Origin of the sequence: Enterobacter cloacae complex sp. IR5422 (genome assembly GCF_049238165.1) — a bacterium.
GTDB lineage: Bacteria > Pseudomonadota > Gammaproteobacteria > Enterobacterales > Enterobacteriaceae > Enterobacter > Enterobacter roggenkampii.
This window is the reverse complement of sequence record NZ_JBMKHT010000037.1, coordinates 1-19432: the sequence shown is the minus strand read 5'-3', so window position 1 is coordinate 19432 and position 19432 is coordinate 1. Positions and strand designations below refer to the sequence as shown.

The 19432-nt window shown below is 55.4% G+C and carries 17 protein-coding genes; 12 read left to right on the top strand and 5 right to left on the bottom strand.

The annotated features are described in order from the left end of the window. From ACOTXT_RS16780 to ACOTXT_RS16755, 6 genes are all read left to right on the top strand, one after another. Positions 1-789, top strand: a complete 789-nt coding sequence (locus ACOTXT_RS16780; protein ID WP_055321884.1) for a sugar phosphate isomerase/epimerase family protein — start codon at positions 1-3, stop codon at positions 787-789. Positions 790-800: 11 nt separating this feature from the next. Then, positions 801-1859: a Gfo/Idh/MocA family protein gene (locus tag ACOTXT_RS16775; RefSeq protein ID WP_031274909.1), complete on the top strand. Its 1059-nt coding sequence runs from the start codon at positions 801-803 to the stop codon at positions 1857-1859. Continuing rightward, positions 1853-4132, top strand: a complete 2280-nt coding sequence (locus ACOTXT_RS16770) for a glycoside hydrolase family 65 protein (protein WP_055321885.1) — start codon at positions 1853-1855, stop codon at positions 4130-4132. The genes ACOTXT_RS16775 and ACOTXT_RS16770 overlap by 7 nt, the downstream gene beginning before the upstream one ends. Beyond that, on the top strand, positions 4122-4787 hold the full coding sequence (gene pgmB / locus ACOTXT_RS16765) for a beta-phosphoglucomutase (protein WP_055321886.1): 666 nt from the start codon (positions 4122-4124) through the stop codon (positions 4785-4787). The genes ACOTXT_RS16770 and pgmB overlap by 11 nt, the downstream gene beginning before the upstream one ends. 13 nt (positions 4788-4800) lie before the next feature. Then, positions 4801-5883 (top strand): ABC transporter ATP-binding protein, encoded by a 1083-nt coding sequence (locus ACOTXT_RS16760; protein ID WP_021240476.1) that lies wholly within the window; start codon positions 4801-4803, stop codon positions 5881-5883. Between the two features lie 65 nt (positions 5884-5948). Then, positions 5949-6863 carry an OmpG family monomeric porin gene (locus ACOTXT_RS16755; RefSeq protein WP_055321887.1) on the top strand — a complete coding sequence of 305 codons (915 nt, stop codon included), beginning with the start codon at positions 5949-5951 and terminating at the stop codon, positions 6861-6863. Between the two features lie 35 nt (positions 6864-6898). On the opposite strand, the gene ACOTXT_RS16750 is transcribed toward ACOTXT_RS16755, so the two are convergent. After that, entirely contained in the window at positions 6899-7909 is a 1011-nt protein-coding gene (locus ACOTXT_RS16750; RefSeq protein ID WP_008501251.1) for a LacI family DNA-binding transcriptional regulator, read from the bottom strand. Positions 7910-8064: 155 nt separating this feature from the next. Here ACOTXT_RS16750 and ACOTXT_RS16745 point away from each other — a divergent pair, with 155 nt between their 5' ends. The 3 genes from ACOTXT_RS16745 to tyrR all read left to right on the top strand — a co-directional run bounded on the left by ACOTXT_RS16745 (position 8065) and on the right by tyrR (position 12165). Beyond that, complete coding sequence (locus tag ACOTXT_RS16745) at positions 8065-9462, top strand: YcjX family protein (protein WP_421625368.1); 1398 nt, start codon at positions 8065-8067, stop codon at positions 9460-9462. Beyond that, the gene (locus ACOTXT_RS16740; RefSeq protein WP_055321888.1) at positions 9459-10511 is read left to right on the top strand and encodes a YcjF family protein; all 1053 of its coding nucleotides are present in this window, start codon (positions 9459-9461) and stop codon (positions 10509-10511) included. Before ACOTXT_RS16745 ends, ACOTXT_RS16740 begins: the two co-directional genes overlap by 4 nt. A 112-nt stretch (positions 10512-10623) precedes the next feature. Then, positions 10624-12165 carry a transcriptional regulator TyrR gene (gene tyrR, locus ACOTXT_RS16735; protein WP_008501254.1) on the top strand — a complete coding sequence of 514 codons (1542 nt, stop codon included), beginning with the start codon at positions 10624-10626 and terminating at the stop codon, positions 12163-12165. Positions 12166-12209: 44 nt separating this feature from the next. On the opposite strand, the gene ACOTXT_RS16730 is transcribed toward tyrR, so the two are convergent. Both ACOTXT_RS16730 and tpx read right to left on the bottom strand, forming a co-directional pair. After that, positions 12210-13418, bottom strand: coding sequence for an aldose 1-epimerase family protein (locus ACOTXT_RS16730; protein ID WP_063929831.1), 1209 nt, complete (start codon positions 13416-13418; stop codon positions 12210-12212). Between the two features lie 275 nt (positions 13419-13693). Then, positions 13694-14200, bottom strand: a complete 507-nt coding sequence (gene tpx, locus ACOTXT_RS16725) for a thiol peroxidase (protein WP_055322385.1) — start codon at positions 14198-14200, stop codon at positions 13694-13696. A gap of 107 nt (positions 14201-14307) precedes the next feature. Here tpx and ycjG point away from each other — a divergent pair, with 107 nt between their 5' ends. Further along, positions 14308-15273, top strand: coding sequence for an L-Ala-D/L-Glu epimerase (gene ycjG, locus ACOTXT_RS16720; protein WP_055322386.1), 966 nt, complete (start codon positions 14308-14310; stop codon positions 15271-15273). On the opposite strand, the gene mpaA is transcribed toward ycjG, so the two are convergent. After that, positions 15264-15977 carry a murein tripeptide amidase MpaA gene (mpaA, locus tag ACOTXT_RS16715; protein ID WP_055322387.1) on the bottom strand — a complete coding sequence of 238 codons (714 nt, stop codon included), beginning with the start codon at positions 15975-15977 and terminating at the stop codon, positions 15264-15266. The two genes, ycjG and mpaA, sit on opposite strands and share 10 nt — an antisense overlap. Before the next feature lie 185 nt (positions 15978-16162). On the opposite strand from mpaA, the gene ACOTXT_RS16710 reads away from it, so the two are divergent. Both ACOTXT_RS16710 and ACOTXT_RS16705 read left to right on the top strand, forming a co-directional pair. After that, positions 16163-17779, top strand: a complete 1617-nt coding sequence (locus ACOTXT_RS16710; RefSeq protein ID WP_039266504.1) for a peptide ABC transporter substrate-binding protein — start codon at positions 16163-16165, stop codon at positions 17777-17779. Between the two features lie 120 nt (positions 17780-17899). Continuing rightward, positions 17900-18655, top strand: a complete 756-nt coding sequence (locus ACOTXT_RS16705; protein WP_055322388.1) for a hypothetical protein — start codon at positions 17900-17902, stop codon at positions 18653-18655. 101 nt (positions 18656-18756) lie between these two features. Here the strand turns inward: ACOTXT_RS16705 and ACOTXT_RS16700 are convergent, their stop codons facing one another. Next, positions 18757-19302, bottom strand: coding sequence for a DJ-1/PfpI family protein (locus tag ACOTXT_RS16700; RefSeq protein ID WP_421625367.1), 546 nt, complete (start codon positions 19300-19302; stop codon positions 18757-18759). Positions 19303-19432: the final 130 nt, after the last annotated feature.

Here is a 19432-nt window from a genome sequence, read left to right as displayed (position 1 = left end):
ATGAAAATCGCAACACAAAATCAGGCCTTTTTCCCGTCCAACATCCTGGAAAAATTCGAGTACATCAAGGCGATGGGTTTTGATGGCTATGAGATTGACGGCAAGCTGCTGGTGGAAAATCTCGCCGAGGTGAAAGCGGCGATTAAGGCCACCGGCCTGCCGGTCACGACCGCCTGCGGCGGATACGATGGCTGGATTGGTGACTTTATCGAAGAGCGTCGTCTGAACGGTTTAGCGCAGATTGAACGCATTCTGGAAGCCCTGGCCGAAGTGGGCGGCAAGGGCATTATCGTGCCTGCAGCCTGGGGAATGTTTACCTTCCGTTTGCCGCCGATGACCTCTCCACGCAGTCTGGAAGGCGACCGCAAAGCGGTGAGTGCATCGCTGCGCTGGCTGGATGAGGTGGCCGCGCGCACCGGAACCACCGTCTACCTGGAGCCGCTGAACCGCTATCAGGATCACATGATCAACACCCTGGCTGACGCACGTCGCTATATCGAAGAGAACGCCCTCAAGCACGTGCAGATCATCGGCGATTTCTATCATATGAACATTGAAGAAGATTCGCTGACGGAGGCGCTGCATCAGCACCGCGATCTGCTTGGCCATGTGCATATCGCCGATAATCACCGTTACCAGCCGGGAAGCGGTAGCCTCGATTTTGCCAGCCTGTTCAATCAGCTGCGTGCGGATAATTACCAGGGCTATGTGGTATACGAGTGTCGCGTGCGCGCTGAGGATCCCGCTCAGGCTTACCGGGATTCACTCACTTATTTACGCGAATGCTAAGGATGACGAGCGTGATGAGTGCTTCAACAACGTCGCCACTGCGCGTCGCCATCATTGGCGCCGGGCAGGTTGCGGACAAAGTGCATGCCTCGTATTACGCCACGCGCAGTGATGTTCAGATGGTGGCTGTCATGGACAGCCGCCTCGAACAGGCACAGGCTTTTGCGGAGCGCCATGCCATACCGTCGGCGTGGCAGGACGCGTGCGCCATGCTGGAGGCGGTTAAGCCGGACGTGGTGAGCGTTTGTTCGCCAAACCGATTCCATTTTGAGCATGTGATGGCGGCGCTGGAGGCCGGCTGTCATGTGATGTGCGAAAAACCGCCTGCCATGACGCCGCAAGAGGCCGACGAGATGCGGATCGCTGCCCGCAAGGCGGGCAAAGTGCTGGCATATGACTTCCATCACCGCTTTGCGCTCGATACGCAACTGCTGCGCGAGGCCGTGATGAACGGAACGCTGGGCGAAATCTACTTCACCTCGGCGCAGGCGCTGCGGCGCTGCGGCGTGCCGGGCTGGGGCGTCTTCACCAATAAAGCGCTGCAGGGCGGTGGGCCGCTGATTGACATTGGTATTCACATGCTGGATGCCGCGATGTACGTGCTGGGTTTCCCGGCGGTCAAAAGGGTCACGGCGCACGGTTTCCAGAGGCTGGGAACCCGGAAAAGCAGCGGCCAGTTTGGCGAGTGGGATCCTGCTCAGTTTACGGTGGAAGATGCCCTGTTTGGCACCATCGAATTCTGCAACGGCGGCATTTTGCGTCTGGACACCTCGTTTGCGCTGAATATCCGCGAGCAGTCGATCATGAATGTCGCGTTTTGCGGTGAAAAAGCGGGGGCGACGCTTTTCCCGGCACATATTTATCAGGATGACGCCGGGGCGTTACAAACCCTGATTCAGCGTGAAGAGGCTGACGATCAGCGCCATTTACGCAGCATGGAGGCCTTTGTCCGCCACGTGCAGGGAGAGCCCGTAATGATTGCAGATGCTGAACAGGGGCTGGTGATTCAGCAGCTTGTCGCGGCGCTTTATCAGTCGGCAGAAACAGGAGAAAGCGTAACATTATGCTGAGCGTGTCTGTATTAACCGATCCGGGCTTTTGTCCGCACAGTCTGAATAAGTACGCGTCCATTATGGCATGCGGTAACGGCTACATGGGCATTCGCGCTGCGCATGAAGAAGATTACACCCAGCAAACCCGAGGGATGTATCTTGCGGGCTTGTATCACCAGGCGGGACGTAATGAGACCACTGAGCTGATCAATTTGCCCGATATCACCGGTATCGAGGTTGAGCTGGACGGGGTGAATTTTACCCTTCTGTCCGGGGACATTCTTGAGTGGCAGCGCGAGCTGGCGTTTGCCAACGGCGAGCTGCATCGCCGCGTTGTCTGGCGCTCGCCCAACGGAAAGCGCTATCGCCTGGAGAGTCGTCGTTTTGTCTCTCTGGATCAGCTGCCGCTTGTGGCCATGCAGCTTGCGATCACCCCGCTTGATGCAGCCTCGCAGGTGGTGATGAAAACCGGTATTGATGCAACACAAACCAATACCGGCCGTCAGCATCTGGATGAAATTTCTGTCAGGGTATTCGACCAGCACTATATGCAGGGTGTGTATGAAACACAGGACCGGGCCTCTGACGTTGTCATCTCGGCTTTTTGTCAGCTATCAGCCGACAGCGAAAGCTGCTTTACCGCTAAAAATCGTCGGCTCTCTGCTCACTATTCCCTGACGATACCGCAGGGTGACACTGTCACGCTTGATAAGTTGGTCTGGGTGGCCCATCGCAGCGATAAAGCCCTGTCGCAGGAATCTTTCGCGCGCAGCGTGCTGGCGGATCTCAAGGTTTGTGCGGCAAGAGGTTATGCCTCGCTGCTGGAGAGTTCAGCCTGCGCATGGGAAGACGTTTGGCGTGACGCCCGGGTAGAAGTGGCTTCTGCAGCTCCTGACGATCAGATGGCGCTGGACTATGCCGTCTGGCATCTGACCACCATGACGCCAGCCCATGATGAGCGGAGCAGTATTGCCGCTAAGGGCTTGACCGGCGAGGGGTATAAAGGCCATGTCTTCTGGGACACCGAAATATTCATGCTGCCTTTCCATCTTTTCACTCGTCCGCAGGTGGCCCGCAGTCTGCTGCGCTATCGCTGGCTGAACCTGGCCGGGGCCCGGGAAAAAGCCCGCCGCAACGGCTGGCCTGGCGCGCTGTTCCCGTGGGAGAGCGCCGCAAGCGGCAAAGAGGAGACGCCGGAATTTGCGGCTATCAACATCCGTACGGGCATGCGGCAGAAAGTGGCCTCCGCCCTGGCCGAACACCACATCGTGGCGGACATTGCCTGGGCCGTTGTGGCCTACTGGCAGGCCACGCGTGATGACGCATTTATGCGCAATGAAGGGCTGACCCTGCTGGTGGAGACGGCAACGTTCTGGATGGGCCGCGCTACGGAGATTAACGGGCGCCTGGAAATTCATGATGTGATTGGGCCGGACGAATACACCGAACATGTGAATAACAACGCCTACACCAACTATCTGGCCTGGTACAACGTGGCCAGCGCATGTCGGTTTATGTCGATGTTTGAGCGTGAAGATGCCTGCTTCATGGAGAAGGCGACCACCTTCCTGGCCCGCTTGTGGCTGCCGGAAGCCGACGCCGGGGGCGTTATCCCGCAGGACGATTCGTTCATGGCGAAACCGGCGATCGATTTAAGCCGCTATAAAGCCAAAGCGGGTAAGCAGACCATCCTGCTGGATTACTCTCGCGCGGAAGTTAACGAGATGCAGATCCTCAAGCAGGCTGATGTGGTGATGCTTAACTATCTGTTGCCGGAGAAATTTACCCCCGCCCAGTGCGCGGCCAACCTGGCGTTTTACGAGCCACGTACGATCCATGACTCTTCGCTGAGCAAGGCTATTCACGGCATTGTGGCCGCCCGCTGTGGCGATACGGAAGGGGCCTACGCCTTCTGGCGCGCTGGCGTGGCTATCGATCTGGGCGACGATCCGCACAGCAGCGATGACGGCATTCATGCCGCTGCCACGGGGGCTATCTGGTCCGGCGTTATTCAGGGGTTTGCCGGCATGCAGATTGTTGAGGGCGAGCTGCATCTTGCGCCGAAGCTACCCGCTCGCTGGCGAAAACTTGCCTTCCCGCTGCGCTGGCAGAACGCTCGCCTGCGCTTCACGTTTGAAAATGACGTTTTAACCATCGAGACCACCGCGCCCGTCACGTTAACCCTGTGGGGAAAAACGGTATGCGTATCGGAGCGGCAGGCACTGTCTCGTAGGGAATTTCTTACGTCTTTTAATGGGACCGCTACCACGGAGGCCAGCCATGAAGCCTGAAGCTGTTGTATTCGATCTAGATGGGGTCATCACCGATACGGCGCATCTCCATTTTCTCGCCTGGCGTTCGGTCGCACAGGAGATCGGCATCGCTATCGATGAGGTGTTCAACGAGGAGCTGAAGGGAATTAGCCGCATGGAATCCCTGCAGCGGATTCTGCGACACGGTGGGAAAGAGGGGGCGTTTGACGACAAACAATGCCTGGCGCTGGCGGGGAAGAAAAATGCGCTCTACGTCGCATCGCTGTCGTCGTTGACCGAGGCGTCACTGCTGCCGGGCATCCGGGAGGTGCTGGCGGACATTCGGGCGGCGAAGGTCAAAATTGGGCTCGCCTCCGTTTCCCTCAACGCTCCTGGAATACTGCATGCCCTGGGTATTCATGACGCCTTTGATTTTTGCGCCGATGCCTCCCGTATCGTCTGTTCAAAACCGGACCCGGAGATCTTCCTCGCCGCGTGTGCTGGCCTGAACGTCCGCCCCGAGGCGGCCATTGGGGTCGAAGATGCGCCCGCGGGGGTGGAAGCGATCAACGCGGCGGGCATGCTGTCGGTCGGGATTGGCTCAGGCCTGACCCATGCGGGATTACAGCTTCATTCAACGCAGGAACTGACCTGGAAATGCCTGACCGATTTCTGGGCCTCCCGGGCGTATTGATAAGGAATTAAAAATGGCACAACTGTCACTGAAACATATTCAGAAAATTTACGATAACCAGGTCCACGTGGTGAAGGATTTTAATCTCGAAATCGAGGACAAGGAGTTTATCGTTTTTGTCGGCCCGTCTGGCTGCGGTAAATCGACGACGCTGCGCATGATTGCCGGGCTGGAGGAGATTTCCGCCGGTGAACTGGTGATCGACGGCGTTTGTATGAACGATGTGCCCGCCAAATCGCGTGACATCGCCATGGTGTTCCAGAACTATGCGCTTTATCCGCATATGACGGTCTACGACAACATGGCGTTTGGCCTGAAGATGCAGAAAATCGCCCCGGCGGTTATCGAAGAGCGCGTCAACTGGGCCGCACAAATCCTCGGCTTACGGGAGTACCTCAAGCGTAAACCCGGCGCGCTGTCCGGCGGCCAGCGTCAGCGTGTGGCGTTGGGCAGGGCGATAGTGCGGGAAGCGGGCGTGTTCCTGATGGATGAACCGCTCTCCAACCTCGATGCCAAGCTTCGCGTGCAGATGCGGGCTGAAATCAGCAAGCTCCACCAGAAGCTCAATACCACGATGATTTACGTGACCCACGATCAGACGGAAGCCATGACGATGGCGACCCGCATTGTGATCTTAAAAGACGGCATTATTCAGCAGGTCGGGGCACCGAAGCAGGTATACAACGAGCCGGCAAACATGTTTGTTGCGGGGTTCATTGGCTCGCCAGCCATGAACTTTGTTCGTGGTGCCATCGACGACCGCTATTTCGTCACGGAAACGCTGCGCCTGGCGATCCCGGAAGACAAGCTCGCTGCACTGCAAGCCGCTGGATATCAGCGTAAAGCTGTGGTCTTTGGGATCCGCCCGGAAGATATTCTCACCCAGCAGAGTAGCGGTGAAAATATTGCGGCGAAAGTCAGCGTGGCCGAACTGACCGGTGCGGAGTTCATGCTCTACGCCACCGTTGGCGGCCATGAGCTGGTGGTTCGCGCGGGAGCCGCGAATGATTATGCCGCTGGGGATAATATCGGCATCCAGTTCGATATGAATAAGTGCCATTTCTTCGACGCCGATACCGAAGCGGCTATTAGATAAGAAAGGTGTTTGCCGGAAATGCAAATTTCCGGTTTTTTGTTTGTTAATTATAAAGGGAATATTTTATGAGTACTCTACTAAAAAGTGCTGCGCTCGTGCTGTGCGCAGGGGTGAGCTGCGCACATGCAACAGAAACGGCTAAGCAATGGGAATTTAATATTGGCGCGATGTATGAAATTGAAAACGTCGAAGGCCAGGGAGAAGATAAAGACGGACTATATGAACCCTCCGTGTGGTTTAATGCGACCTGGGATGCCTGGACTATTTCGCTGGCGATGTATCAGGAAGGACCGGTTGATTATAGCAGCATGACCCGTGGGACCTATTTCGATCGCCCGGAATTTGAATTACGCTATCGTTTTATTGGTAACGATGATTTCACGTTTGGTCTGACCGGTGGTTTCCGTAATTATGGCTATCACTTTAAGGATGAACACGGCGCCAGAGACGGCAGCGCAAATATGCAGCGCTACAAAATTCAGCCGGACTGGGATATTAAATTAACCGACGACTGGCGTTTCGGCGGCTGGTTTGCCATGTATCAGTTTGCCAACGATCTGGAAAAAACAGGCTATTCAGACAGCCGCGTCGAAACCGAAACGGGCTTTACCTGGACCATTAACGACACCTTTGCCGCTAAAGTGAATTACTATTTAGAGCGCGGTTTCAATATGGACGGTTCACGTAATAACGGCGAGTTCTCCACTCAGGAAATTCGCGCCTACCTGCCTATTTCATTGGGTCAGACGACCTTAACGCCTTACACCCGACTGGGGCTCGATCGCTGGTCGAACTGGGACTGGCAGGACGATCCTGAGCGGGAAGGACATGATTTCAACCGTCTGGGTATGCAGTACGCCTATGACTTCAACAACGGTTTATCCATGACGCTTGAATACGCCTACGAATGGGAAAACCATGACGAGGGTAAAAACGACCGCTTCCACTATGCGGGCGTTGGGGTAAATTACGCATTCTGACCCGTGGGTCCTCCAGGGGCTTACCGCCCCTGGTTTTAGCGCAGCGAGGCCGCCAGTAAAAAATGGGTATCAACCAGCACTTTTTGCGGGGCGGGGTGACCCGCAATACGCCTGAAGAGAAGATCGCAGCTCTCTTCCCCCAGTTTGCGGGTCGGGATATCAAAGCCGCCAGGTGCGGGCGTTAAAATGAGAGACAGCATCGGGTCACTGTATCCGGCTATCACCACCTGTTCCGGTATCATCAGATTTAACTCGTCCGCCGCGCGATAAAGGCCGAGTAACTTCATGCTGTCGGTAGCAAATACGGCATCAGGCGGCGTGGGTGAAGAGAGCAGTTCCAGAGCCGCCTTAAGCGCACTCTCATGGGTATAACCGCCATCCATGATCCAGTCCGGGTTAATCGCAATATGGTGCTTTTCCAGACTGGCTTTATAACCCGCCAGGCGATCGATCGAAACATGATATTCAAGCGGCGCATGCAGGCAGGCAATTTTCCGGCGGCCGTTTTTGATAAAGGTTTCCGTCAGCGTGGCGCTGTCATGAAAATTATCCGTGTCGACGGAATAAATATTCTGATACTCACCTTCCACTTTGCCGATAACCACTACCGGTACGCCATACGCGTCCAGCGTGGTGAAAAAGGATTCATTTGCGGGCGAACTCAGCATGATGATCCCTTTGATCATCTTCTGTTTTATTTTACTCACGCATTTCAGGAGATCGTCTTCACTGCTTTTTGAGGTTTGTAAAATAACATCGAATCCTTCTTCTTCCGCTTTTGCCGTAATGGCATGAAGAACATCGGAGAAAAAAGGATTGCCGGCAGTGGTTTTGGTTGAACGGGTCGAAATAACCATAATGGCATCGAATCCTGAAGAGGTCAGGGCACGGGCCAGTTTGTTGGGCTGATAATTTAATTCGTCAATCGCCTTCAGCACTTTGTCACGCGCTTCAGGAGAAATATTCGTTTGTTTATTCAGAACGCGGGAAACGGTTGATTTCGATACGCCCGCAACCCGTGCGATATCATAAATGGTGGGTGACATACACCTTACTCACTCAGGACTGACAGCAATGGCGTTCATCTTACTGGAGAAAAAACGGCAATAGCAATAAATAAGAATTGATAATCAACGATCTGCCCCCATTTATTGTATTCTGAAGCCATGCATTCAAGGCTTCCAGGCAACGAAGGACGGCGATGAAGCGACTTAAAAACGAAATCAATTCACTGGTAAACCGCGGCGTTGACCGTCATCTGCGACTGGCGGTGACGGGGTTGAGCCGAAGCGGTAAGACGGCGTTTATCACCGCGATGGTGAACCAGCTCCTGAACCTGCACGCCGGGGCGCGTCTGCCGTTGCTTGGCGCGGTGCGGGAAGAGCGTCTGCTGGGCGTTAAGCGCGTTCCACAGCGTGATTTTGGTATTCCCCGTTTTACCTATGACGAAGGGCTGGCACAGCTTTATGGCGACCCGCCCGCGTGGCCGACGCCGACGCGAGGGGTCAGTGAAATTCGCCTTGCGCTGCGTTTCCGCTCGAATGAATCCCTGATGCGCCATTTCAAGGATACCTCCACGCTATACCTTGAAATCGTCGATTACCCCGGCGAATGGCTGCTCGACCTGCCGATGCTGGCGCAGGATTACCTCAGCTGGTCACGCCAGATGACGGGATTGCTGCAGGGGCAACGCGCCGGGTGGTCGGCCAAATGGCGACAGCTGTGCGAAGGGCTGGACCCGCTTGCCCCAGCAGATGAAAACCGTCTGGCGGCCATTGCCGACGCCTGGACGGCGTATTTACACCAGTGTAAACAGGAAGGGTTACACTTCATTCAGCCGGGGCGCTTTGTTCTGCCGGGTGATTTAGCGGGCGCGCCTGCGCTTCAGTTTTTCCCCTGGCCGGATGTGAATGGGGTTGGCGAGTCGACGCTGGCGCAGGCTGATAAGCACACTAACGCCGGTATGCTGCGCGAGCGTTACCATTACTACTGTGAGAAGGTGGTCAAGGGATTCTATAAGAACCACTTTTTACGATTTGACCGCCAGATTGTGCTGGTGGATTGTCTGCAGCCGCTCAACAGCGGGCCACAGGCATTCAACGATATGCGCCTTGCCCTGACGCAGCTGATGCAAAGTTTTCACTACGGGCAGCGGACGCTGTTCCGCCGTCTTTTCTCACCGGTGATCGATAAACTGCTCTTTGCGGCCACAAAAGCCGATCACGTCACCGTCGACCAGCATGCCAATATGGTGTCGCTGCTACAGCAGCTGGTACAGGACGCCTGGCAAAACGCCGCCTTCGAAGGGATCGGCATGGATTGCCTTGGGCTCGCGTCCGTGCAGGCGACGCAAAGCGGGCTAATTGACCTTAACGGCGAGAAAATACCGGCATTACGCGGGAACCGGCTCAGCGACGGTGAACCGCTTACTGTCTACCCAGGCGAAGTGCCTGCGCGGCTGCCGGGCCAGGCCTTCTGGCAGAATCAGGGCTTCCAGTTTGAAGCCTTCCGCCCGCAGGCCATGAGCGTCGACAGGCCTTTACCGCACATCCGTCTGGATGCGGCGCTGGAGTTTTTGATTGGAGATAAATTGCGATGACGGAACCGTTAAAACCGCGCATTGACTTTACCGGAACGCTTGAGCAGAACCCGCAGGAGGCGTTCAAAACGGCGCAGACGTTCAGCGGTACCCAGGCCGATAACTTTGCCCCGGCGCTGCAGGACGACCCGGTTGTTGAGGATGGTCCGGCGGAGGCGGTCATGGACGCCGCGCTGCGTCCAAAACGCAGCCTGTGGCGCAGGATGGTCACCGCCGGTCTGGCGCTGTTTGGCGTAAGCGTGGTGGGTCAGGGCGTGCAGTGGACGATGAATGCCTGGCACACACAGGACTGGGTGGCGCTGGGCGGATGTGCCGCAGGCGCGCTGATTGTCGGGGCTGGCGTCGGGTCGGTTGCCACCGAATGGCGTCGACTCTGGCGTCTGCGACAGCGCGCGCACGAGCGTGATGCAGCGCGGGATCTGCTCCACAGTCACGGCACCGGGAAAGGGCGCGCGTTCTGTGAAAAGCTGGCCAGCCAGGCCGGAATCGATCAGTCGCATCCGGCGCTTCAGCGCTGGTATGCCGCCATCCATGAAACTCAGAATGACCGGGAAGTGGTGACGCTCTATTCCCACATGGTACAGCCGGTGCTGGATGCTCAGGCGCGGCGCGAGATCAGCCGTTCTGCGGCGGAATCCACATTGATGATTGCCGTCAGCCCGCTGGCGCTGGTCGATATGGCTTTTATCGCCTGGCGTAACCTGCGCCTGATCAACCGTATTGCGAACCTTTACGGCATAGAGCTGGGTTACTACAGTCGGATCAGACTGTTTAAGCTGGTCCTGCTCAATATCGCGTTTGCCGGGGCGAGTGAGCTGGTGCGCGAAGTGGGCATGGACTGGATGTCGCAGGATCTGGCGGCGCGTCTTTCTGCCCGTGCGGCTCAGGGCATCGGTGCGGGATTATTAACCGCACGCCTGGGGATTAAAGCGATGGAAGTCAGCCGTCCGCTGCCCTGGATTGACGGCGATAAGCCCCGGCTGGGGGATTTCAGGCGTGAACTGATCGGCCAGCTCAAAGAGACGCTCAATAAAAAACCTTCGCCGTGAGGTTTTGTTCACTAATCGTGCTGGCTGTCAATATTTGTTGACAGCCATCTTCCCGATCACCGTGTTCTGACATATCATTTTACTGTTATTGGCTTAAAACGGTGAATTTCCCATGCGTCTTGAAGTCTTCTGTGAAGACCGTCTCGGTCTGACCCGCGAATTACTCGATCTTCTTGTTTTACGTAGCATTGATTTACGTGGCATTGAGATCGATCCTGTCGGGCGAATTTACCTCAATTTTGCCGAAATTGAATTTAATACCTTCAGCAGCCTGATGGCGGAAATCCGCCGTATCGCTGGCGTTACGGATGTACGCACCATTCCCTGGATGCCGTCCGAGCGTGAGCACCTGGCGCTGAGCGCGCTGCTGGAAGCCATGCCTGAACCGTTCCTCTCTCTGGATTTGAAAAGCAAAGTTGAGCGCGTTAACCACGCGAGCTGCCAGCTTTTCGCGCAGAGCCAGGAGAAGCTCAGCAATCATCACGCCGCGCAGCTGATCCCCGGTTTTAACTTCCAGCGCTGGCTGGACAGCAATCCGCAGAACACGCACAGCGAGCATGTGGTGATTAACGGGCAGAATTTCCTGATGGAGATCACGCCGGTCTATCTGAAAGGGGAAGGGAATACCCGGGTGTTGACCGGGGCGGTGATCATGCTGCGCTCGACGCTACGCATGGGTCGTCAGCTGCAAAACCTCTCCAGTCAGGACGTTGGCGCGTTCAGCCAGATTATTGCCGTCAGCCCGAAAATGCGTCATGTGGTTGATCAGGCGCGTAAGCTCGCAAGCCTGACCGCGCCGCTGCTGATTACCGGCGATACCGGCACCGGGAAAGACCTGCTGGCTCACGCCGTGCATCTGGCGAGCCCGCGTGCGGCTAAGCCTTATCTGGCACTTAACTGTGCCTCTATCCCGGAAGATGCCGTTGAAAGCGAGCTGTTTGGTCACGCGCCGGAGGGCAAGAAAGGGTTCTTCGAGCAGGCTAACGGCGGTTCCGTACTGCTGGACGAGATCGGCGAAATGTCGCCGCGTATGCAGGCTAAGCTGCTGCGTTTCCTGAACGACGGCACGTTCCGCCGCGTCGGTGAGGATCACGAAGTGCATGTGGACGTGCGCGTCATTTGCGCCACCCAGAAGAACCTGGTGGAACTGGTGCAAAAGGGGATCTTCCGCGAAGATCTCTATTACCGCCTTAACGTCCTGACGCTGAATATTCCGCCGCTGCGCGATTGTCCGCAGGACATCATGCCGCTTACGGAGCTGTTCGTCGCCCGCTTTGCCGATGAGCAGGGGGTTCCTCGTCCGAAGCTGTCTGCCGATCTGGGCACGGTGCTTATGCGCTACGGCTGGCCGGGGAACATTCGTCAGCTCAAAAACGCCGTATATCGTGCGCTGACCCAGCTTGAAGGGTATGAGCTGCGCCCGCAGGATATCCTGTTGCCGGATTACGACGCCGGAACGGTATCGGTAGGGGAAGAGGCGATGGAAGGGTCGCTTGATGACATCACCAGCCGTTTCGAGCGTTCTGTGCTGACGCAGCTGTACCGCAGCTATCCCAGCACCCGCAAACTGGCAAAACGCCTGGGCGTCTCGCACACCGCAATCGCCAATAAGCTACGTGAGTATGGTTTGAATCATAAGAAAGGTGACGAATAACAAAAAAGCCTCTGCAAAGAGGCTTTTTACTTTTCACTTTTGATTTATTCCTTCGCCAGCGGCGTGTTAACGATGTCTGTTTTTGTCTCGCCCTGAATCGACGCAATCCTGCTTTCAACCTCTTTCACCTGCTGCGGGCTGTGGAGCAGGGTATAGGTCAGATCAAACCGCGCGCTGGCGCCAGGCTCCAGCTGCTTAACCCGCTTCTGTTGGCGTTCAATCGTAACGGGGTAGGCGTAGCTGGTGCCCGGTTCAATGCCCGTGACATAACCCTGCTTCAGCGTATCGGTGTTTTTCCATAAGGTCAGCACGGGCAGCTGGCGCGTATCAAACTGGATGGATGCGCCTTTATCGCCGGCTTTATTGACCACCGCCGCGAGCGTTTCGTGGTTGTTGTCGGCGAGCGGCTGAATGTTAAAGACCATCTCATCAAAGCCTTTTGTCGGCCCGGCATAGGTTTGCCAGTCGTTAACGCCCGCTTTGGCGTAGTCATTGAATGGGCTTACGCTCGCCGCTGGCGCAAGGAAATGTGCGCCTTCTTCAAGGATCGGCGTCCCGAAGTTGCTGTGATAGATGATTTGGTAATCGTGAGGGTAATCGGCATGGTTGGTCAGAACATCATGCAGGCTGAACTGGTTGGTTCCGGGAACGTAGCGCAGTTCGGTCATGGTCTGCAGATCCACTTTTTTGAACGTGCTCTCTTTGATCAAACCCCGAACGCGGATCTCATGCGGGGCGGCATCCGCCACCTCAACTTCCACCTGTGATACCGGGGTATTCCCGGCCCTGCCATGCAGGGTGTAAATTTGCCCGTCCGCCGTGACAGGGTGACCTGTCCACTCATAGCCACAGCGCACCATCATCTCGTTGAAACCATCCAGCCAGCCAAGACCGTTGCGGCTCTCAAGGTTGATATAAGCCGGATTCACGACCTCTTTGACGGGTGAATTCCATCCCAGTCGGGTGCCAAACCCTTCAACGTGCAGAAGGTTCATGCCGCGGGTCGGGCTCAGGGTAATCGTCAGGCCATCTTTACTGCTAATAATGATGACTTTACTGCCTTCCTGCTTGCCGCCGTGCAAGACTTTTTGCTCAATGCTGAACGTCTGATCTTTAACTTTCAGCTCATCACTCGAAATCTTCCAGTTTCCTTTCTCTACGCTGCTTTCAGCACTTGTCAGCACCCAGGTTTTAGCCGCGGCATGGCCAGAAACCAGGACCGCCAGGAGCGTAAAAGCGAATTTGATCTTCATATTTTATCCTTTTTGCTGAAACGATTATTTACTTTCGTAAGCAAATCTAATGTTTAGACAAAAAGGGAAATGTGATGGGCTTCACTGAGGTTAAAATTAGGTGATTTTAACAATTAGAATGCGCTAATGATCACGAGTAAGTTACATGTTGCTGTCTTTATTGCATGCTTTTTGTGATCGATGAATATTTTAGCTTTAACGATTCAGCTATTTTCTAATAAAAAACCCCGCCGTGGCGAGGTTGAGAATAAGTTGTATAGAATGCTAAGGACTTATTATGCTTTCAGCACGTCCAGCGCGGCAGTGTAGTCCGGCTCGGTGGTGATTTCGTTAACCAGTTCGCTGAAAACGACAGTGTCGTTTTCATCAAGAACCAGTACAGCACGTGCTGCCAGACCCTTCAGTGGGCCTTCCGCGATGCTGACGCCGTAGCTCTCGAGGAAATCAGCGCTGCGCAGGGTGGAAAGGGTGATAACGTTGCTCAAGCCTTCGGCACCGCAGAAACGGGACTGGGCAAACGGCAGGTCAGCGGAAATGCACAGCACCACGGTGTTGTCCATTTCAGTCGCCAGCTGGTTGAATTTACGCACGGATGCGGCACAAACGCCGGTATCAATGCTTGGGAAAATGTTCAGTACTTTGCGTTTGCCCGCAAACTGAGCCAGTGTGACGTCAGACAGATCTTTAGCCACCAGAGTAAAAGCCTGCGCTTTGCTGCCAGCCTGCGGAATGGAACCTGCTACAGCAACCGGGTTGCCCTGGAAATGAACGAGTTGTGACATAGATATCTTCCTGTTTACATATAGTTAACGTCGTGGCTAGTGTATGCCATCAGCAGATAACACGGCAAACCAAATTTTTCGCCTTTCCGGGCCGCAAGGAGTCAGTGATGAGAAGCGTTAAGGTCTATGAAGAAGCCTGGCCATTGCATACCCCGTTTGTGATCTCTCGCGGCAGCCGAAGTGAAGCCAGCGTGGTCGTGGTTGAAATCGAAGAAGAGGGGTTTAAAGGCGTCGGGGAATGTACGCCTTACCCGCGCTATGGGGAAAGTCTGCCATCCGTGATGGCGCAGATCATGACCCTGGTACCTGACCTGCAAAAAGGCCTCACGCGCGACGCGTTACAGCAGCGTTTATCCGCCGGGGCGGCGCGCAACGCCATCGACTGTGCGCTCTGGAGCCTTGAAGCCGCTAAGCAGCAAAAATCGCTGACGTCATTGCTGGGCGTGGTCGTGCCGGAGTCCGTCGTGACCGCGCAAACGGTCGTGATTGGGGAGCCCGAGCAGATGGCCGCCAGTGCGAAAGCGCTCTATGACGCCGGGGCCACGCTGTTAAAAGTGAAGCTCGACGATCGTCTGATCAGCGAGAGGATGGTCGCCATTCGCTCGGCGGTGCCGTCAGCCACGCTCATTGTTGACGCCAACGAGTCGTGGCATCCCGAAGGGCTGGCCGCGCGATGCCAGCTGCTGGCCGATCTGGGCGTGGCGATGCTGGAGCAGCCTCTGCCGGCAAAAGAGGATGCGGCGCTGAAGAATTTTATCCATCCGTTGCCCGTCTGTGCGGATGAAAGCTGTCATACCCGTGAGAATTTGAGCGCGCTTAAGGGCAGCTATGACATGGTCAATATCAAACTCGACAAGACTGGCGGACTGACTGAAGCCCTGGCCCTGGCGGCGGACGCCCGGGCGCAGGGGTTCGCCCTGATGCTGGGATGCATGCTTTGCACCTCGCGGGCGATCGGTGCGGCGCTGCCGCTGGTCAATCAGGTCCGTTTCGCCGATCTGGATGGCCCGACGTGGCTGGCCGTTGACGTTTCACCGGCGCTTAATTTTACCAGCGGCGTACTTCACCTCTGAGGTTGCCAGCGCAGAAGCTCCATCATGGCCTTTAAGTATTTTTCGCTGGCTTCGTCGGAGGAGATCGCCGGGAACTCAGCGGTGATGCAGGGCAGGCTCAAGTCGGCGCACCAGCTGCCGAATGAACCGGGTGTCTCATAGCCCACGCTGGTGACGAGCGGGAGGGCGAACGCCTGGGCCAGCCACGCGCCCAGGTCAGAGTGGCGCGGATCTTCAATACAGGCCAGCGGATCGTGAAAGGAGACAACCCAGGCGGGGTGGATCTTATGGATAAGCTGGCACAGCGCCTGCGTTTCCGGCTCCGATCCGGGTTTATCGCCCGTGAGCAGCACCACGTCCCGCTCCTCGGCGGAGCTGTTCCAGCGATATACCGTTTCCCCTGCGCGCCAGTTTGCCGCAGGGAAATTACGGTTCAGGTCGATTCCTCGCGCATTCGCCCGTAATCCAAGCTGACAGCCGTCCGGATTCACGGCAAGAATCACGTGGTGACGTCGCAATGCCGGGCTCAGCGTCCGCAGCGCGCACGAGAGCGTGACGACAGACGAGTTCTCATCTCCGTGCGTGCCGGCAATAACCAAACCGCTGTCGCGATCGGCATCGGGGGCCGGGAACCAGATCAGCGATGCGCCTAAAAATGAGCGGCCATATTGTTCAGCGCCCGGAGGGAAGGCGCCGCGTTCCGCGCGGGGTCGGGTGGTTGCCATACGATATCCTGATAACGAAGTCTCTACAGGCAGTGTTGTGCAAAAGCCGCTGTTAATCAAATAGTTTCCTTAACGGCTGAGAATTGCCTTAAATCACTATTCAGGCGTAAGTTGTTTGCATTTCTTACTGTCGAAACAAATAATTACGCATCTGCTTTTTACCTGAATTTTTTAAAGGGGATCTTATGAAGCATCCTGTTTCGCGTCTTTTTGCCGCACTGTGCCTGTGCGGACTCTCTTCACTCTCATACGCTGCCGATGTGCCACAGGGCACGGTGCTGGCGCAAAAACAGGAGCTGGTCAGACATATTAAAGACGAACCGGCTTCGCTCGATCCCGCAAAAGCGGTGGGGTTGCCAGAGATTCAGGTGATTCGCGATCTTTTCGAAGGGCTGGTAAATCAGAATGAGAAAGGGGAACTGACTCCGGGCGTGGCGACGCGCTGGCAGAGCAACGATAACCGAATCTGGACGTTCACCCTGCGCGATAACGCAAAATGGTCTGACGGTACGCCGGTTACCGCGCAGGATTTTGTCTACAGCTGGCAGCGTCTGGTTGATCCGAAAACGACCTCTCCGTTTGCCTGGTTTGCGGCGCTGGCAGGCATCAGCAACGCGCAGGCCATTATTGATGGTAAAGCGGCGCCAGATACCCTGGGCGTGACGGCGGTGGATGCCAGAACGTTGCGCGTCCAGCTGGATAAACCGCTACCGTGGTTTAGCAACCTGACGGCAAACTTCGCCTTCTATCCGGTGCAAAAAGCCAATGTTGAAAGCGGGAAAGAGTGGACGCGTCCGGGAGCGCTGGTCGGTAACGGGGCCTACGTTCTGAACGCGCGCGTGGTGAATGAAAAACTGGTTGTCGTGCCGAACGCCCACTACTGGGACAATGCGAAAACTGTCCTGCAAAAAGTGACCTTTATTCCGATTAATCAGGAATCGTCCGCCACGAAACGCTATCTGGCAGGGGATATCGATATTACCGAATCGTTCCCGAAAAACATGTATCAGAAGCTCCTGAAGGATATTCCTGGCCAGGTGTATACGCCGCCCCAGCTCGGGACCTATTACTACGCGTTTAATACACAAAAGGGCCCGACCGCCGATGCCCGGGTCCGTCTTGCGCTGAGTATGACTATCGATCGCCGCATTATGGCGGATAAGGTACTGGGTACCGGCGAGAAACCGGCCTGGCATTTCACCCCTGACGTGACGGCGGGCTTCACGCCTGAACCTTCACCGTTCGAGCAGATGTCCCAGCAGGAGCTGAACGCTCAGGCCAAAACCTTGCTCCAGGCCGCAGGCTACGGCCCTCAGCGTCCGCTGAAGCTGAACCTGCTGTACAACACGTCGGAAAACCACCAGAAAATCGCCATTGCGGTGGCGTCCATGTGGAAGAAAAATCTCGGTGTGGATGTCAAGCTGCAAAATCAGGAGTGGAAAACCTACATCGACAGCCGCAACACCGGCAATTTTGATGTGATCCGCGCGTCATGGGTGGGGGATTACAACGAGCCCTCGACCTTCCTGTCCCTGCTGACCTCTACCCACAGCGGCAATATCTCGCGCTTCAACGACCCGGCTTACGATAAAATAATCCACCAGGCGACGCTCGAAACCACGGCGAAAGCGCGTAACACGGACTACAACATGGCGGAGAAAATCCTCATGGAGAAAGCGCCGATCGCGCCTATTTACCAGTACACCAACGGTCGTCTGATTAAGCCGTGGGTGAAAGGGTATCCGATTAATAACCCGGAAGACGTGGCGTATAGCCGGACGATGTATATTGAGAAGCACTGACGAGCCCGGTTTCTGCGATAATTGTTGTTAATGAGCGTACATTGAGAACTGGCGCATTTAGCGCCAGTTTCTTTATTCCAGAAAAGATGTCTGTTTCGCATATAATCGCATGGATAAATTATGACGGATGAAAAAAAAGACAAACCCACGTTTCCGGCTGGCTTAGGCATTATGGATAAAATCTGGGAATGGCAGTGGATTATACGCTTCATCTATATTGTCCTTTTCGCCGATCTGGCGCTGCTGGCTTACAGCGGACAGGGGATTTTGACCTGGCCAGTACAGGTCATTAGCTGGACCGAACACCTTGGTTTCTTCTGCGTCGCGCTGGCGGCTTTAGGGCTGATAGCCACAACCCTCATGCCCGTTGCCGCCAATTTCGTGAGGTTATTACTAAGTGAAGTCATATACAGCCGCATCTTTCCGGATATTCTTCGCCCTCAGAGTGATTACGAGAGATATCCGGGTAAGGTACTTTCAAGAGAAGTCCTTGATTTAGCATTGGAAGAGAATAATCAGTTTTTACTTAATTACTATGAAAAACATAACTCCGCCTGGCACACTAACATTAGTGAAAGATCTAAAGTTGGCGATTTACTCTTTGGCATCCTGATTTTCATGATCCTTGATTACCATCCGAACTGGCTCATTCAGACTCAGCATTCCTTATCCAGCGATCTTATTAATCTGGGCGGTGATAAGGGCTTTGTTATATTTTATACCGTCCTTATCATTGTATTTAGCGCCCTGATGAATATCTGGTTCGGTAAATGGGACTGGGGACATATTTATTATCCTCCGCTGTATCGTAAAAAAGAAGAAGCACGAAGACTACAGCGAGAGAGAGAAGCGCAATGGCAGCGGCAGGATGAATAAATATTATCTTGCTAACCAGTGCTCCATGTCTGCTCGTTTTCGAGCGCTTCGACTGAGGTATTGCTCCCGCCCAGGCAGAGCAGGCGGGAGCAGAGGGATTGTTATTCTAACAACGCATTAAACTTCGCCAGCCACTGCGGATGGGCGGGCCACGCGGGAGCCGTCACCAGATTGCCGTCGACATGTGCCTGATCGATGCCGATCGAGGCGTAGTGTCCCCCCGCGAGACGGACCTCAGGTGCACACGCTGGGTAGGCGCTACAGGTACGGCCTTTCAGGATGCCCGCGGCAGCGAGCAGTTGCGGGCCATGGCACACCGCCGCAATCGGTTTGCGCGCGGCGTCAAACGCCTGTACCAGCTTTAACACATCCTCATTTAGCCGCAGATACTCGGGCGCTCTCCCGCCGGGGATGAGCAGCGCGTCGTAGTCCTGCTCCTTTACGGCGGAAAAATCGGCGTTGAGGGTAAAGCGGTGACCGGGTTTTTCGCTATAGGTCTGGGCGCCGTCGAAATCATGGATTGCCGTTATGATGTAGTCGCCCTTCGGTTTGTCGGGGCAGACGGCATCCACCTGATGACCAACCATCTGTAACGCCTGAAAAGGCACCATGGTTTCGTAATCTTCGGCGTAATCGCCAACCAGCATCAGGGAAGGTGCGAATAAGTCCGAGATGTGAGATCATCGTGTTGTAACCTGAACCCAGAATGAGTAACCGGATGAGCCAGCAACTGACTTTTGCCGACAGTGAGTTTTCCAGTAAACGCCGCCAGACCCG

Excerpts from the sequence above, each read along its gene's own strand:
- ACOTXT_RS16705 (WP_055322388.1), top strand. The coding sequence starts at position 17,900 with ATGACGGATGAAAAAAAAGACAAACCCACGTTTCCGGCTGGCTTAGGC.
- pgmB (WP_055321886.1), top strand. The coding sequence starts at position 4,122 with ATGAAGCCTGAAGCTGTTGTATTCGATCTAGATGGGGTCATCACCGAT.
- mpaA (WP_055322387.1), bottom strand. The coding sequence starts at position 15,977 with ATGGCAACCACCCGACCCCGCGCGGAACGCGGCGCCTTCCCTCCGGGC.
- ACOTXT_RS16760 (WP_021240476.1), top strand. The coding sequence starts at position 4,801 with ATGGCACAACTGTCACTGAAACATATTCAGAAAATTTACGATAACCAG.
- ACOTXT_RS16755 (WP_055321887.1), top strand. The coding sequence starts at position 5,949 with ATGAGTACTCTACTAAAAAGTGCTGCGCTCGTGCTGTGCGCAGGGGTG.
- ACOTXT_RS16780 (WP_055321884.1), top strand. The coding sequence starts at position 1 with ATGAAAATCGCAACACAAAATCAGGCCTTTTTCCCGTCCAACATCCTG.
- ACOTXT_RS16770 (WP_055321885.1), top strand. The coding sequence starts at position 1,853 with ATGCTGAGCGTGTCTGTATTAACCGATCCGGGCTTTTGTCCGCACAGT.
- ACOTXT_RS16710 (WP_039266504.1), top strand. The coding sequence starts at position 16,163 with ATGAAGCATCCTGTTTCGCGTCTTTTTGCCGCACTGTGCCTGTGCGGA.
- tyrR (WP_008501254.1), top strand. The coding sequence starts at position 10,624 with ATGCGTCTTGAAGTCTTCTGTGAAGACCGTCTCGGTCTGACCCGCGAA.
- ACOTXT_RS16730 (WP_063929831.1), bottom strand. The coding sequence starts at position 13,418 with ATGAAGATCAAATTCGCTTTTACGCTCCTGGCGGTCCTGGTTTCTGGC.
- ACOTXT_RS16750 (WP_008501251.1), bottom strand. The coding sequence starts at position 7,909 with ATGTCACCCACCATTTATGATATCGCACGGGTTGCGGGCGTATCGAAA.
- ACOTXT_RS16740 (WP_055321888.1), top strand. The coding sequence starts at position 9,459 with ATGACGGAACCGTTAAAACCGCGCATTGACTTTACCGGAACGCTTGAG.
- ycjG (WP_055322386.1), top strand. The coding sequence starts at position 14,308 with ATGAGAAGCGTTAAGGTCTATGAAGAAGCCTGGCCATTGCATACCCCG.
- ACOTXT_RS16745 (WP_421625368.1), top strand. The coding sequence starts at position 8,065 with ATGAAGCGACTTAAAAACGAAATCAATTCACTGGTAAACCGCGGCGTT.
- tpx (WP_055322385.1), bottom strand. The coding sequence starts at position 14,200 with ATGTCACAACTCGTTCATTTCCAGGGCAACCCGGTTGCTGTAGCAGGT.
- ACOTXT_RS16700 (WP_421625367.1), bottom strand. The coding sequence starts at position 19,302 with ATGCTGGTTGGCGATTACGCCGAAGATTACGAAACCATGGTGCCTTTT.